The sequence below is a fragment of the Cupriavidus sp. 05N38 genome, assembly GCF_056397345.1.
In genome coordinates, this window is sequence record NZ_JBFTNF010000012.1 from 17,551 (window position 1) to 32,263 (window position 14,713).

At 69.3% G+C, this 14,713-nt stretch carries 14 protein-coding genes; 9 read left to right on the plus strand and 5 right to left on the minus strand.

All coding sequences use genetic code 11. The features are described from left to right. Positions 1-61: 61 nt before the first annotated feature. Positions 62-1,579: an aminotransferase-like domain-containing protein gene (locus tag AC1DK4_RS11165; protein WP_477131532.1), complete on the minus strand. Its 1,518-nt coding sequence runs from the start codon at positions 1,577-1,579 to the stop codon at positions 62-64. A gap of 84 nt (positions 1,580-1,663) precedes the next feature. On the opposite strand from AC1DK4_RS11165, the gene AC1DK4_RS11170 reads away from it, so the two are divergent. From AC1DK4_RS11170 to AC1DK4_RS11205, 8 genes are all read left to right on the plus strand, one after another. Beyond that, positions 1,664-2,344, plus strand: a complete 681-nt coding sequence (locus AC1DK4_RS11170) for a VOC family protein (RefSeq protein ID WP_441613066.1) — start codon at positions 1,664-1,666, stop codon at positions 2,342-2,344. A gap of 102 nt (positions 2,345-2,446) precedes the next feature. Beyond that, complete coding sequence (locus AC1DK4_RS11175) at positions 2,447-3,163, plus strand: alanyl-tRNA editing protein (protein WP_441613067.1); 717 nt, start codon at positions 2,447-2,449, stop codon at positions 3,161-3,163. Continuing rightward, entirely contained in the window at positions 3,160-3,813 is a 654-nt protein-coding gene (locus AC1DK4_RS11180) for a LysE family translocator (protein ID WP_441613068.1), read from the plus strand. Before AC1DK4_RS11175 ends, AC1DK4_RS11180 begins: the two co-directional genes overlap by 4 nt. Positions 3,814-3,888: 75 nt before the next feature. Then, entirely contained in the window at positions 3,889-4,821 is a 933-nt protein-coding gene (locus AC1DK4_RS11185) for a DMT family transporter (RefSeq protein WP_441613319.1), read from the plus strand. An 11-nt stretch (positions 4,822-4,832) separates the two neighbouring features. After that, positions 4,833-5,291 carry a RidA family protein gene (locus tag AC1DK4_RS11190; RefSeq protein ID WP_441613069.1) on the plus strand — a complete coding sequence of 153 codons (459 nt, stop codon included), beginning with the start codon at positions 4,833-4,835 and terminating at the stop codon, positions 5,289-5,291. A 103-nt stretch (positions 5,292-5,394) separates the two neighbouring features. After that, positions 5,395-5,724: a DHCW motif cupin fold protein gene (locus tag AC1DK4_RS11195; RefSeq protein WP_441613070.1), complete on the plus strand. Its 330-nt coding sequence runs from the start codon at positions 5,395-5,397 to the stop codon at positions 5,722-5,724. A gap of 36 nt (positions 5,725-5,760) precedes the next feature. Continuing rightward, a complete protein-coding gene (locus tag AC1DK4_RS11200; RefSeq protein WP_441613071.1) occupies positions 5,761-6,948 on the plus strand; it encodes an aminotransferase-like domain-containing protein in 1,188 nt (395 codons plus the stop codon). Between the two features lie 165 nt (positions 6,949-7,113). Continuing rightward, positions 7,114-7,758: a glutathione S-transferase family protein gene (locus tag AC1DK4_RS11205; protein ID WP_441613072.1), complete on the plus strand. Its 645-nt coding sequence runs from the start codon at positions 7,114-7,116 to the stop codon at positions 7,756-7,758. A gap of 17 nt (positions 7,759-7,775) precedes the next feature. Here the strand turns inward: AC1DK4_RS11205 and AC1DK4_RS11210 are convergent, their stop codons facing one another. Then, positions 7,776-8,423, minus strand: a complete 648-nt coding sequence (locus AC1DK4_RS11210) for a LysE family translocator (protein WP_441613073.1) — start codon at positions 8,421-8,423, stop codon at positions 7,776-7,778. A 364-nt stretch (positions 8,424-8,787) separates the two neighbouring features. Here AC1DK4_RS11210 and AC1DK4_RS11215 point away from each other — a divergent pair, with 364 nt between their 5' ends. Further along, the gene (locus AC1DK4_RS11215; RefSeq protein ID WP_441613074.1) at positions 8,788-10,464 is read left to right on the plus strand and encodes an L-lactate permease; all 1,677 of its coding nucleotides are present in this window, start codon (positions 8,788-8,790) and stop codon (positions 10,462-10,464) included. A 96-nt stretch (positions 10,465-10,560) separates the two neighbouring features. Here AC1DK4_RS11215 and hutG read toward each other — a convergent pair whose 3' ends face one another. The 3 genes from hutG to hutU all read right to left on the minus strand — a co-directional run bounded on the left by hutG (position 10,561) and on the right by hutU (position 14,632). Beyond that, a complete protein-coding gene (gene hutG, locus AC1DK4_RS11220) occupies positions 10,561-11,535 on the minus strand; it encodes a formimidoylglutamase (protein ID WP_441613320.1) in 975 nt (324 codons plus the stop codon). 28 nt (positions 11,536-11,563) lie between these two features. Beyond that, complete coding sequence (locus tag AC1DK4_RS11225; protein ID WP_441613075.1) at positions 11,564-12,871, minus strand: MFS transporter; 1,308 nt, start codon at positions 12,869-12,871, stop codon at positions 11,564-11,566. A gap of 87 nt (positions 12,872-12,958) precedes the next feature. Then, on the minus strand, positions 12,959-14,632 hold the full coding sequence (gene hutU / locus AC1DK4_RS11230; protein WP_441643177.1) for a urocanate hydratase: 1,674 nt from the start codon (positions 14,630-14,632) through the stop codon (positions 12,959-12,961). Positions 14,633-14,713 lie beyond the last annotated feature (81 nt).

Below are 14,713 nucleotides of genomic sequence, written 5' to 3' on the forward strand. Positions count from 1 at the left end.
CACATGGGCGCCGGGCCGTTGTCCCCAACATAGGGACGCGGGGCATGATTTTCAAGTGCAGCTAACGCCGCCCCAACTGACGCTCCAGGAAGGCCAGCATGTCCGGATCCTGGCTGCTGGCCACGTTGAAGCGCATCCAGCCCGACGGCATCTGGGACGGCGAGAACAGGCTGCCCGGCGCGAACAGGTAGCCTTCCTCGTGCCCGGCGGTGGCGATGGCGTTGGTGTCGCGCCCGGTATCCGCCCACAGGTACATGCCGGCATGCTGTCCCGGGAACAGGGTCAGGCCGAGGCGCTCCAGCGTACGGCGGGTGTCGTCGCGGGCGCGGTCCAGCCTGGTGCGCACCCGCTCCACATGCTTGCGGTAATGGCCCTCGGTAAGCACCTTGTAGAGCACGCGCTCGTTGATTTCCGGCGAGGCCAGGCCGGCCAGCAGCTTGCTGTCGGTCAGGTTGGCGGCGATCTCCGGGTGCGCGGCGATAAAGCCCACGCGGAGGTTGGCGGCCAGCGTCTTGGAGAAGCTGCCCAGGTAGATCACCCGGCGCAACTGGTCGAGGCTGGCCAGCCGCGTGGCGGCATGGCCGGGCGGGCACAGGTCGCAGTAGATATCGTCCTCGACGATCAGCAGGTCGTACTGCTCGGCCAGGCGCAGCAGCTGGAAGGCCTTGGCGGCCGACAGCGAGGTCCCGGTGGGGTTGTGCAGCACCGAGTTGATCACCATCAGGCGGGGGCGGCGTGCCTGCAGGATGCGCTCCAGCGCCTCCAGGTCCGGACCTTCGGCGGTATAGGGCATGCCGATCAGCTGCGCGCCCTGCGCGGCGAAGCGGCCGAACATCACGAACCAGGCCGGGTCGCCCACCAGCACCGCGTCGCCGGCGCGCAGGTAGAGCCGGGCGATCAGGTCCAGCRCCTGGGTGATGCCCGAGGTCAGCACGATCTGCTCGGGCACGGCACCGATCTCCAGCTCGGCCAGGCGGTTGCGCAGTTGCTGGCGCAGCGGCAGGAAACCCTGCGGCGTGCCGCTGACCAGGAAATGGCTGCCCGGCTGGCGGCCCAGCCCGCGCAGCGCGCTGGCGATCAGCTCGCCGTCGAGCCAGTCGTTGGGCAGGAAGCCCATGCCGGGCGATTTGTGGGGCTCGCTCGAGTGGAACATGCTGCGCAGCAGCCAGGTCACGTCGATATTGCGCGACCCGGTGGCCACCGGCGCCACGGCTGGCGCCTGCGGGGTGCGCTCGCGCACGTAGAAACCCGAGCCGCGGCGCGATTCCAGGTAGCCCAGCGCCACCAGCCGCTCGTAGGCCTCCACCACGGTGAAGCGGGAGATGCCCTTTTCCTGCGCCAGCTGGCGGATCGAGGGCATGCGCATGCCGGCGCGGAAGATGCGCTCGTCGATGCGCAGCCGGGCCCACTCCGTGAGCTGCTCGACCAGCGTCATCTGCGCCGACGGCACCGGGCTGGGCATGCGTTCGGTCGGCGGCGCCACCAGGCGCAGGGCGCGCGCCGGCTCGGCCGCAACCGCGCCGGCAACGCCGCCTGCCTTATCCTTGAGGCCGGGCGCGGCCAGATCCTCGCTGTTCATATCCTGCTCCCGCCACTGTACTGTGAATGATCTGCATAACTGTATAGGTACTGTACCGACAACCTTGTCTACCATCAACACACAATGCCGCTAGCTCTCGACCATCTCGTGATCGCCGCCCCCACGCTTGACGCGGGCGCGCGGCATGTCGCCGATCTGCTGGGCGTGCCGGTGCAGCCAGGCGGCGCGCATCCCGGCATGGGCACGCACAACCGCCTGCTCAGGCTGTCGGGCAGCGTCTACCTGGAAGTCATCGCCATCGACCCCGAGGCTCCGCCTCCCGGCCGGCCGCGCTGGTTTGGACTGGATTCCGAGGCGGTGCAGGCCCGCCTGCGCAACGGGCCCTTCCTGCTGCACTGGGCGGCCCGGGTGGAGCGCCCGACCGATCTGTCGTTGTGGCAGTCGCAATATCCCGCGCGTATCGCGCCGGCGATTCCGATGACCCGCGGCGACCTGCGCTGGCGCATCACCGTGCCGGAGGACGGCAGCCTGCCGTCCTGGCCGGCCGGCGATGACGGCCCGGCCGTGGCCGGAGACGGCGTGCTGCCCACCCTGATCCAGTGGGACGTGCCGACCCACCCGTGCGCGCGGCTGCCCGACCAGGGCCTGGCGCTGCGCGCGCTGCGCGGACGGCATCCGCAGGCAGCGCGGCTCGGGCCGGCCATGCAATGGCTCGGCGGCGGGCTGCTCGCGCTGGAAAGCGCGGACATGGCCGAGCTGAGCGCGGAGATAGAGACGCCGGACGGCGTACGCACGCTGCGCTGACGCGCCGCGCCGCGCCGCAGCCGGCGAAGGCGGCAAGCAGGACCGCATTCACGACAAGAACGACAAGAACGACAAGAACAGTAACCGCAGGAGACTTCAGCAATGTCCGCCACCCGCAAGCGCTTCGACGACGACGCCTATCTTGGCAGCTGCACGGCCACCGTGGTCGCAGTGCATGCCGACGGCATCGAACTCGACCAGACCGTGTGCTACGCCCGCAGCGGCGGCCAGGCGGGGGATACCGGCACGCTCAGGCTGGCCAACGGCGCCACCATCGCCCTGCTCGAGACGATCCATGCGCCGGACCGCAGCCATATCCTGCATGTGCCGGCCCCGGGCGCCGCGCTGCCCGCGCCGGGCGACATCGTCGCCGTCGCCATCGACTGGGAGCGCCGCCACCGCCTGATGCGCCTGCACACCTGCCTGCACCTGCTGGGCTCGCTGATCCCGGTGCCGGTGACCGGCTGCGGCATCTCGCCGGATTCGGCGCGCATCGACTTCGACCTGCCCGAATCCACGCTCGACAAGAGCGTGCTCACCGAGCAGCTCAACGCCCTCATCACGGCCGACAGCCAGGTCCGCGTCGAGCGCATCACGCCCGAGGAACTGGCGGCGCAGCCCGAGCTGGTGCGCACCGTGGGCGCGGCGCCGCCGGCCGGCAGCGGCGCCATCCGCATCATCGAGATCCCCGGCGTGGACCGCCAGCCCTGCGGCGGCACCCATGTGGCCGCYACSGGCGAGATCGGCGCGGTGGTGGTGACCAAGATCGAAAAGAAAAGCCGCACCAACCGCCGCGTGGTGGTGCAGTTCGCGGCATGACGGGCGCGCTCGCAGGCCCGGCCTTGCTGACCGGGCTGTCCATGGCGCAGTTCGCCGCGCTGCTCACGCTGCTGGCGGTGGGCGCCTTCACGCCCGGCCCCAACACCACCATCGCCGCCGTCACCGGCGCCAACTTCGGCCTGCGCGCCACGCTGCCGCATTGCGTGGGCGTGGCCTTCGGCTTTGCCAGCATCGTGGCCCTGTGCGCCACCGGCGTTGGCGCGCTGGTGCTGGCGAGCCCCGCGCTGGGGCTGCTGGTGCACGCGGCCGGCGTGCTGTACCTGCTGTGGCTGGCACTGCGTCTTGCGCGCAGCACCGTGCTGAGCGACAAGCAGGTGCTGCGGCCGCTTTCCGTGTGGCAGTCGGTGATCCTGCAGTACGCCAATATCAAGGCGTGGATGCTGGCGCTGGCCACCGCCGCCTCGTACATGGCCGGCGCGCAGTCGCCGCTGCAGCGCGTGCTGCTGATGTGCGCGGTGTTCGGCGTGTTCGGCTTTCTCAGCAACGGTCTCTACGGCGCGATCGGCGCCAGCCTGCGGCACTGGCTGCAGGTGGGTAACCGCATCCGCTGGTTCAACCGCGCGATGGGCCTGTCGCTGGCCCTGACCGCCCTGTGGATCGCGCTGTCCGGCGGCCCCGCTTCTCACTGACGCACAACCATGGCTGCCAACCCTTCTTCCCTGCCACGCCTCGACGCAACCGCGCAGGCCACCCACGGCGGCGGCATGCTGCTGGGCCTGGTCGGCGTGGTCATATTCAGCCAGACCCTGCCCTTCACCCGCATGGCGGTGGCGGAGCTGGACGCTACCTTCGTGGCGCTGGGGCGCGCCGTGGTGGCAACCCTGCCGGCGCTGGCACTGCTGTGGCAGCGCGGCGCCTTCGCCGCCGCGCGCCGCCCGCGCGGCAACCAGTGGTGGCGCCTGGGGGTGACGGCGCTGGGCGTGGTGGTCGGTTTCCCGCTGTTTTCCTCGCTCGCCATGCGCGAAGTGCCGGCCGGGCATGGCGCCATCATCACCGGCCTGCTGCCGCTGGCTACCGCGGTGTTTGCCGCCTGGTTCGGCCGCGAGCGTCCCTCGCCGGCGTTCTGGCTGGCGGCGGCGGCCGGCAGCGCGCTGGTGGTCGCCTTTGCCTTGTGGCAGGGTGCCGGCGGGCTGCAGCACGCGGACTGGCTGCTGTTCGCCGCCATGGTGCTGGGCGCGCTGGGCTATGCCGAAGGCGGCAAGCTGTCGCGCGAGCTGGGCGGGCTGGAAACCATCAGCTGGGCGCTGGCGGTGGCGTTGCCATTGCTGCTGCCGGTGGTGGCCTGGCTGGCGCTGACGCATGCCGGCCAGATCGCCGCCGCCTCGCCGCGCGCCTGGCTCGGCGTGGGCTATGTGTCGGTGTTCTCGATGTTCATCGGCTTCCTGTTCTGGTACGCCGGCCTCGCAAAAGGCGGCGTCGCCCGCGTGGGCCAGATACAATTGCTGCAGCCGTTCCTCACGCTGGCGGGCGGCGCCCTGTTGCTGGCCGAGCCGCTCGACGCCGTCACCCTCGCTTTCGCGGTGGCGGTGATCGGCGTGGTGGCCCTGGGCCGCCGCACCGCCGTGCGCAGCGCCCCCGCGGGCACCGCGCCCGCCGTCGAAGAACCCCACCCCATCCCTACGGGACGACCCCACTGACAGGAGACCCTATGTCCGTCTACGACACCCTTGCCCGCCTTGGCATCGAACTGCCCACCGCCGGCGCCCCCGCCGCGGCCTATGTGATGGCCGCCCAGACCGGCAACACCGTGTTCCTTTCGGGGCACATCGCACGCAAGGACGGCAAGCCTTGGGCAGGCAAGCTCGGCAAGGACCTCGCCACCGAAGACGGCAAGGCCGCCGCGCGCGCCATTGCCGTGGACCTGCTGGCCACGCTGCATGGCCACCTCGGCGGCGACCTGAACCGCGTCACCCGCATCGTCAAGGTGATGAGCCTGGTCAACTCCACCCCGGAATTCACCGAGCAGCACCTGGTGACCAACGGCGCCTCGGAATTCCTCGTGGAAGTCTTCGGCGACGCCGGCAAGCATGCCCGCAGCGCCTTCGGCGTGGCGCAGATCCCGCTGGGCGCGTGCGTCGAGATCGAGATGATCGTCGAAGTCAAGTAAGCGCCGCGGCCATCCGTGGCCGCATGCAGAACCCGCGCAGCCGGCCCGCCGGCTGCAAGGCAGAACAGAACAGAACGGAACGACAGGATTCACGCCCCGCCCCATGCGTATCGACAACCTGCCCTTCGGCACCACCGACTGGTCCGGGATCGCCCCGACCCGCCACCCCGGCGATTCCGGGGAAGCCCTCTGGCGCACCCGCCAGTTCGGCGATATCCGGGTTCGCATGGTGGAGTATTCTGCCGGTTACCTCGCCGATCACTGGTGCACCAAGGGCCACATCCTGTTTGTACTGGAAGGCGAGCTGCATACCGAGCTGGAAGACGGCCGGCAGTTCGTGCTCCGCGCTGGCACGAGCTACCAGGTTGCCGACCATGCCGAGCCGCACCGTTCGTCCACGCCGACCGGCGCGCGGCTTTTTATCGTTGACTGAGTCGAGAGCGCTCGACTCCCATACCAAGAGACCATCATGAACTGGGCCATCTCCCGCCGGGCACAACAGCTGACCAGCTCGGCCATCCGCGAAATCCTGAAAGTCACCGAGCGTCCGGAAGTCATTTCCTTCGCCGGCGGCCTGCCCTCGCCGGCCACGTTCCCGGTAGCGGCCATGGAACAGGCGGTAGCCCGGATCTTCGCCGACAACCCGCAGGCCGCGCTGCAGTACGCCGCCACCGAAGGCTACATGCCGCTGCGCGAGTTCATCGCCAGGCGTCACAACGTGGGCGTGGAACGCGTGCTGATCACCACCGGCTCCCAGCAGGCGCTGGACCTGATCGCCAAGGTGATGATCGACCCGGGCAGCCCGGTGCTGGTGGAGACGCCCAGCTACCTCGGCGCGCTGCAGGCGTTTTCGCTGTTCGAGCCGGAATTCGTCTCGGTGCCGGGCGACGACAAGAGCCTGCTGCCCGAAGCGCTCACGCCCGAGCTGACCGCCGGCGCGCGCTTCCTGTACGCCCTGCCCAACTTCCAGAATCCCACCGGCCGCCGCATGCCGCTGGAGCGCCGCCAGGCGCTGGTGGCGCGCGCGCGCGAACTGGGCGTGCTGCTGGTCGAGGACGATCCCTACGGCGAGCTGAGCTACCGCGGCGACCAGCTGCCGAGCCTGCTGTCGATGAACCCGGACGGCGTGATCTACATGGGCTCGTTCTCCAAGATCCTCGCGCCCGGCCTGCGCCTGGGCTACGTGATCGCCCCGCCCGACCTGCACTTCAAGCTGTGCCAGGCCAAGCAGGCCTCGGACCTGCACACGCCCAGCTTCACGCAGCGCCTGGCCTACGAGGTGGTGCGCGACGGCCTGCTGGACACCCACATCCCCACCATCCGCACGCTGTATGCCGCGCAATGCCAGGCCATGCTGGATTCGCTCGCGCGCCACATGCCCGAAGGCGTGACCTGGAACGCGCCGGAAGGCGGCATGTTCATCTGGATGGAGCTGCCCGAAGGGCTGGACAGCATGGAGATCCTGCAGGAGGCGGTCAGGCGCAACGTGGCCTACGTGCCGGGCGCGCCGTTCTACGCCAGCAATCCGCGCCGCAATGCGCTGCGCCTGGCCTTCGTCACGGTGGCGCCGGAGCGTATCGAGCAGGGCGTGGCCATCCTCGGCACGCTGTTCCGCGAAGCCATCGCCAAGCACGCGCCGCAGGCCAAGGCAGCCTGAGCCGGCTGAGCTGGCTGGCCGGCCGGGTCGCCCCGGCGGGCCACACCATGCAACACGGCTACATCTCCTGGCCGATACCTGGGCGGCGGGCTTCATGGCAAGATAACGGCCATCACCCGTTCGTCCGGGCCGGTCCGCGGCCCCCGCCAGAAGGAGGAGGTGTTCGTGCTGCGTATCTGGGGTCGACTCTCATCGATCAACGTGCAGAAAGTGGTCTGGTGCGCGCGCGAGCTGCATCTGGACCATGAGCGCATCGACATCGGCATCCGCGAGGGCGACCTCGACACCGAGGCCTACGTGCGGCTCAACCCGAACCGGCAGATCCCGGTGATCGAGGATTTCCGCGGCACCGACCTGGGCGGCGAGCCCTTCGTGCTGTGGGAGTCCAATGCCATCGTGCGCTACCTGTGCGCGCATGACGGCGACGACTCGCTGTGGCCCGGCAACGTCAAGGCGCGCGCCCTGGCCGACCGCTGGATGGACTGGCAGACCAATGCCTTCAGTCCCGCCATGGTAGACGCCTTCCGCCAGCTCGTGCGGGTGCCGGCCGGGCAACGCGACCAGGCCCTGGTCGCCCGCTCCCTCGAACGCACCGAACCGCTCGCGGCCCGTCTCGACGAAGCCCTGGCCGACCGCGAATTCATCTGCGGCGACCGCTTCACCATGGCCGATATCCCGCTGGCCTGCTCGGCGCACCGCTGGCTTGGCATGCCGGCGCCGCGCCAGCCGCGCCCTCACCTCGAACGCTGGGTGGCCGCCATGCGCGCCCGGCCCGCCGCGGCGGGCATCCTCGTCCTGCCGCTGGCCTGAGGTGAGGCCGGCCCGGCTTATTTGCCGTGGCGCCCGCCCGATACCGCGGCGAGCACGCCCAGTCCGATCAGCGCCCCGCCCGTCACATAGCGGCCAACGGCATTTGCGCCGCGAGCGCGCGCCAGCAGCGGCAGCACCGCCGCCGCGGCCAGCACGTAGCAGCAATCGGTGAAGGACGCGACCAGCACGAAGATGCCGCCCAGCGCCATGCTCTGCTGCAGCGCGGGCGCGGCCGGGTCCATGAACTGCGGCAGGAAAGCGGCAAAGAACAGGGTCGTCTTCGGGTTGAGCATGGCCACCACCATGCCGTCGCGGAACACCTTGCCGAGGCTGGCCGCCGGTGCCTGCCCGGCGGCGTCATCCGCCGGGCGCGCGCGCAGGGCCCGCACGCCAAGGTAGACGAGATAGGCCGCGCCTGCGTACTTGACCACGGCAAACGCGAGCGCCGACACCGCGAACAGTGCCGCCAGCCCCAGCGCCGCCGCCAGCGCATTGACCAGGTTGCCCAGCGCCACGGCGGCCACGGAGGCCAGGCCGCTGCGCCGGCCTTGCGACAGGGTGCGCGTGACGATGTAGATCACCGCGGGCCCTGGCGTCAGCGCCAGCACCAGGCTGGCCAGGAGGAAGGCGGCGAACAACGCGCCGCCGGGAATGGCATGGTGCATGACAAAGCTCCTTCGGGATCGCGGGGGAATTGCGCCGCGCGGGACGAGCGTGCGAACGATCCGGGCATTCTGCCACCGGCCAGCCGTGGCGGGCATACATTTGCGGAACGGCACGTTTGGAGTAATCTGCCCTAGGTGCGGGTGTGCGCCAGCCTGCCCCCAGGCGAACCCTGATCCCTGAATCCGGCTCATGATGCTGGTGATCCGATTTAGGGCGGCGCGGCAGGAACCCATCCCTAAAATCCGAAGTTTGTCCGTTGCGCGCCCCGCAAGGACGCCAGGGCAAAAGCCAGAAGAGCCGAGAAATGGCAGGCCGGAGTAAAAGAAGAGAAAACCTGCCGCCCAACCCGAGGAGGATTCAATCGTGTGGAGTCAAATCTATGACCCGCTAGGCAGCATGGCGTTGTCCACGCTGGCTGCCGGGGTTCCCGTGGCCGTGCTGCTGGCGGCACTTGCCTTCTTTCATCTGCAGGCTCACCTGGCCGCCGGGCTGGCATTGGTGATTGGCGTGGTCATCGCCTCCGCCGTGTTCGGCATGCCGGCAGCCATGGCCGGCAAGGCGGCCGGACTCGGCATCGTCTCCGGCCTGTTCCCGATCGGCTGGATCGTTCTCAACATCATCTTCCTGCACCGGCTGACCACACTCAACGGGTCGTTCAAGGTGTTGCAGAACTCGATCTCCGGCATCACCGAAGACCGGCGCCTGCAACTGCTGCTGGTGGCCTTTAGCTTCGGGGCCTTCTTCGAAGGCGCGGCCGGCTTCGGCACGCCGGTGGCCGTGACCGGTGCCATCCTGATCGGCCTGGGCTTCTCGCCGCTGGCCGCATCAGGCCTGGCGCTGATCGCCAATACCGCGCCGGTGGCATTCGGCGCACTGGGCGCGCCGCTGATCGGCCTGGCTTCGGTCACCGGCCTGGACCTGCTGCACCTCTCGGCCATGGTCGGCCGCCAGTTGCCCTTCTTCTCGGTGCTGGTGCCGTTCTGGCTGATCTGGGCCTTCGCGGGATTCCGCGGCATGCTGGCGATCTGGCCCGCCATCCTGGTGGCCGGCGTCACCTTTGCCATTCCCCAGTTCCTGGTATCGAACTTCCATGGCCCGTGGCTGGTGGACGTGATCGCCGCGCTGATCTCGATGGCCTCGCTGACGCTCTTCCTGAAGGTCTGGAAGCCCAGGGAAATCTGGACCTCCACGCGGATCCTGGGCCGCCATGACGACTCCAAGGTCGACGACCCCGAAGCCGTGGCCGCGGAAGCGCGCGCCAGCGCCGCCTCCGTCGGCATCTCGGTGGTCAAGGCCTGGATGCCGTGGGTGATCCTGACCGTGTTCGTCTTCGTCTGGGGCATCCCGGAGTTCAAGAAGCTGATGGACGGCATCTGGCAATGGCGCTTCCCCATCCCCGGCCTCGACAAAGCCGTGCTCAAGGTACCTCCGGTGGTACCCAAGCCCACCGCCGAAGGCGCGGTGTTCGCCTTCAACGTGCTGTCGATGGCGGGCACCGGCATCCTGGCCTCGGCCTTGCTGGGCGGCCTGCTGATGGGCTACTCGGTGCCGCGCCTGTTCAAGGAGTACTGGGAAACCATCAAGCTGGTGAAGTATTCGCTGCTGACCATCTGCGCGATGTTCGGCATCGGCTACCTGACGCGCTATTCGGGCCTCGATGCCACCATGGGCCTGGCCTTCGCGCACACCGGCGTGCTCTACCCGCTGTTCGGCACCTTGCTGGGCTGGCTGGGCGTGGCGCTGACCGGGTCGGACACCGCGTCCAACGTCCTGTTCGGCGGCCTGCAGAAAACCACCGCGGAGCAGCTCGGCCTGTCGCCGGTCCTGATGGCCGCGGCCAACAGCTCAGGCGGCGTGATGGGCAAGATGATCGACGCGCAGTCCATCGTGGTGGCGTCCACCGCCACCAAGTGGTACGGGCACGAGGGCGAGATCCTGCGCTATGTGTTCTTCCACTCGATCTCGCTGGCGATCCTCGTCGGCCTGTTCATTACGCTGCAAGCGTATGTGCACCCGTTCACGCAGATGGTGATCCACTAGCGCGGCGCGGCATCCGGTTCGCTGCTGCAAAGGCAAAACCCCCGCTGTCGAAGGCGGGGGTTTTTGCTTTGGCGCGCGGTTCGGGGTCACGGGCCATCAGCCCGCCATCAACCTGTATGCCAGCCGCGCCGCTGCCCGCGCGCCGCAGGCATCGCGGTCATACAGCGGATTGAACTCCGCCAGATCCGCCACGCGCAGCTTGCCGCTGGCACGCGCGCATGCCACCACCGCCTCCACCACCGGCAGCGGTACGCCATACGCCGCGGGCGCCGACACCGCCGGCATCACCGCTGCGGGCAGCACGTCGAGATCGATGGTGAGGTAGACGTGGTCCACCGCGTCGATGCGTGCCTGCAGTTCGGCCAGCCGCGCATCGAGGTGCCGCTCCTGCATCTGCACGTCTTCGACGTAGTGCACGCCGAGCGCGTCAGCATGCGCGAACAGCGCGGCGGTATTGCCGAGACGGCTCACGCCGAGGCAGCTGTATTCGAAGCGCTGGCCGCGCGTGCGGCAAGCTTCGGCGATCTGGTCGAACGGCGTGCCCGAGCTGCCGGGACGGCCCGTGCGCAGGTCGAAATGCGCATCGAGGTTGATCACCAGCACGCGGCCGTTGTCGCCGCGCGCGTCGAGATGCGCGCGCAGGCCTTGCCACGTGCCCCAGGCAATCTCGTGGCCGCCGCCGAGCACCAGCGCGAAGGCGCCCTGCGCGAGTTCCGTGGCCACGGCCTGGGCCAGCGCCTGCTGCGCGGATTCGAGGTCGCCGTCGCTGCAGACGATATCGCCCGCATCATGGAACGCGGCGAGGCCGTGCGCCGGGATGCCGGCCAGCGCGCGGCGTATTTCGCGCGGGCCGCCGGCGGCGCCTGGCCGGCCCTGGTTGCGCAGCACGCCGGCGTCGCAGCAAAAGCCCAGCAACGCCGGCGCGCCGGCCACGCGCGCGCTGCCGCCGGTGCGCACCACATTGAACAGCCGCCGCGTGTCGCCACGCTCGTTGCCATCGGTGCGGCCGCGCCAGACAGCGCCGCCGCCTGCCGCCCCCGCCGCGTCCTGCGCCGGGCTCACCGAAGCCATCGGGTCCATCTCGCTCATGACTGCCTGCTCACTTCAGGCGCCGGCCCAGCGTTTCGGGCACCATCGCCAGGCCGATCAGCGAGACCAGGCCGCAGCCGATCACGTAGAAGGCCGGCGCATTGGGATTGGCCGTGAGATGGATCAGCTCGGTCGAGAAGAACTGCGCGAAGCCGCCGAAGATGGCGATGGCAATGCAATACGCAATCGACAGGCCGGTGGCGCGCAAGCGCTGCGGCAGCACTTCGCTGACCAGCACCATCGAGGCAGGCGAAGTCATCGACATCGGCACCGACAGGCAACCCACCACGATCAGCAGGCGTGTCAGGCTGGGCTCGGCATTGATCAGCACGAAGGCGGGATAGATCATCACCAGCAGGGCCACGCGCGACCACAGCACCACCGGGCGGCGGCCGAAGCGGTCGGCGAGCCAGCCCGCGAACGGCGACAGCACCACCTGCACGCCGGCCGCCACGCAGGCCGCCCAGATGCCCAGCGACAGCGGCATGTGCAGTTGCGAGACCGCGTAGTTGCTGAGGTAGTAGACGACGATATAGGTCGACGAAGCCACGCCGATCATCAGCAGCACGCTGGCCACCAGCGCGCGGCGATGCTCGCGCAGCAACTGCATGGACGAGCCGCGCTCCGATGCATTGGCCGCGGGCGCGGTCTCCTCCAGCCGGCGGCGGATCACCAGGCCCACCGGAATCACCAGGATGCCGATGGCGAAGGCCACGCGCCAGCCCCAGGCCTGCAGGTCGGCAGGATCGAGCACATTGCTCAGCAGCAGGCCGACCAGCGCGCCGAGCAGCGCCGCCAGGCCCTGGCTGAACGGCTGCCAGCTGGTGTAGAAGCCGCGCGAGCGATCGTCGGCGTATTCCAGCAGCAGCGCCGTGGAGGCCCCCATCTCGCCGCCGATGGCAAAGCCCTGCACCAGCCGCGCAAGCAGGATCAGCACCGGCGCCAGGATGCCGATCTGGGCATAGGTGGGCGTCACCACGAAGATCACCGCGCTCAGGCCCATCAGCCAGAGCGTCAGTGCCACCGCCGGCTTGCGCCCCACGCGGTCGGCGTACATGCCGATCACCAGGCCGCCCAGCGGGCGCATCAGGAAGCCCACCCCAAAGGTGGCGAAAGACAGCAGCAACTGGCCGGTGGCGTCGGCCACGGGGAAATACAGGCGGCCGATCAGCGTGGCGAAGAAGCTGTAGACCACGAAGTCGTAGAACTCCAGGCCGTTGCCGATGGTGATGGCGGCAATGGACTTGAACCTGGACAGCGGCGCGGGCGCGGCGCCGCTCAGGGCAGGCGCGACGGGGGCGGTGGTGTCGAAAGACATGATCAGTATCCCTGGCGAAGGGTTGGGGGCGGCCTGCGCGCCATCATGGCGATCCGCGCAGGCGAGGGGGAATGCTCGGCAGCCCGCTCAGCGGCCCAGCATCGGCAGGTTCAGCCCTTGTTCGCGGGCGCAGTCGATGGCGATCTCGTAGCCGGCGTCGGCATGGCGCATCACGCCGGTGGCCGGATCGTTGTGCAGCACGCGGGCGATGCGGGCCGCGGCTTCATCGGTGCCGTCGCACACGATCACCACGCCGGAATGCTGCGAGAAGCCCATGCCCACGCCGCCGCCATGGTGCAGCGAGACCCAGGTGGCGCCGCTGGCCGTGTTGAGCAGCGCGTTGAGCAGCGGCCAGTCGGACACGGCGTCGGAGCCGTCGCGCATGCTTTCGGTTTCGCGGTTGGGGCTGGCCACCGAGCCGGAATCCAGGTGGTCGCGGCCGATCACCACCGGCGCCGACAGTTCGCCGCTGCGCACCATCTCGTTGAAGGCCAGGCCGAGCTTGGCGCGCAGGCCCAGGCCAACCCAGCAGATGCGCGCCGGCAGGCCCTGGAAGCTGATGCGCTCGCGCGCCATGTCGAGCCAGCGGTGCAGGTGGGCGTCGTCGGGGATCAGCTCCTTGACCTTGGCGTCGGTCTTGTAGATGTCCTGCGGGTCGCCCGACAGCGCGGCCCAGCGGAACGGGCCCACGCCGCGGCAGAACAGGGGACGGATGTACGCAGGCACGAAGCCGGGGAAGTCGAAGGCGTTCTCGACGCCTTCTTCCTTGGCCATCTGGCGGATGTTGTTGCCGTAGTCGAAGGTGGGCACGCCCATCTTCTGGAAGTCCAGCATGGCCTGCACGTGCAGGGCCATCGACTGCTTGGCGGCCTTGACCACGGCGGCCGGGTCGGTCTGCGCGCGGTCGCGGTACTGGCCCCAGGTCCAGCCTGCCGGCAGGTAGCCGTTGAGCGGGTCGTGGGCGCTGGTCTGGTCGGTGACCATGTCCGGGCGCACGCCGCGGCGCACCAGTTCCGGCAGCACTTCGGCGGCGTTGGCGCACAGCGCGATGGAGACGGCACGGCCTTCGGCGGTGTATTTGGCGATGCGGGCCAGCGCGTCGTCGAGATCGCTGGCCTGCTCATCCACGTAGCGCGTGCGCAGGCGGAAATCGATGCTGGCCTGCTGGCATTCGATGTTCAGCGAGCAGGCGCCGGCCAGCGTGGCGGCCAGCGGCTGCGCGCCACCCATGCCGCCCAGGCCGGCGGTCAGCACCCAGCGGCCCTTGAGGCTGCCGTCGTAGTGCTGGCGGCCGGCTTCGACGAAGGTCTCGTAGGTACCCTGCACGATGCCCTGGCTGCCGATGTAGATCCAGCTGCCGGCGGTCATCTGGCCGTACATGGCAAGGCCTTTGGCGTCGAGTTCGTTGAAGTGTTCCCAGTTGGCCCAGTGCGGCACCAGGTTGGAGTTGGCGATCAGCACGCGCGGGGCGTTGCTGTGCGTCTTGAACACGCCCACCGGCTTGCCCGACTGCACCAGCAGGGTTTCATCGTCGTTCAGGGTCTTCAGCGTGGCCACGATCTTGTCGTAGCACTCCCAGTTGCGCGCGGCGCGGCCGATGCCGCCGTACACCACCAGTTCCTTGGGGTTCTCCGCCACTTCCGGGTCGAGATTGTTCATCAGCATGCGCAGCGGCGCTTCGGTCTGCCAGCTCTTGGCGTTCAGCTGGCTGCCGCGCGGGGCGCGGATCTCTACATCGCGGAAGCGGAAGTTGTCGCTCACGGGGGACTCCTTGGTGATGGCGCTGGGATGGCGCCTGAATGTCGCGGGAATGAGGCCTGCACATGCCGCTGTGTGGCTGTG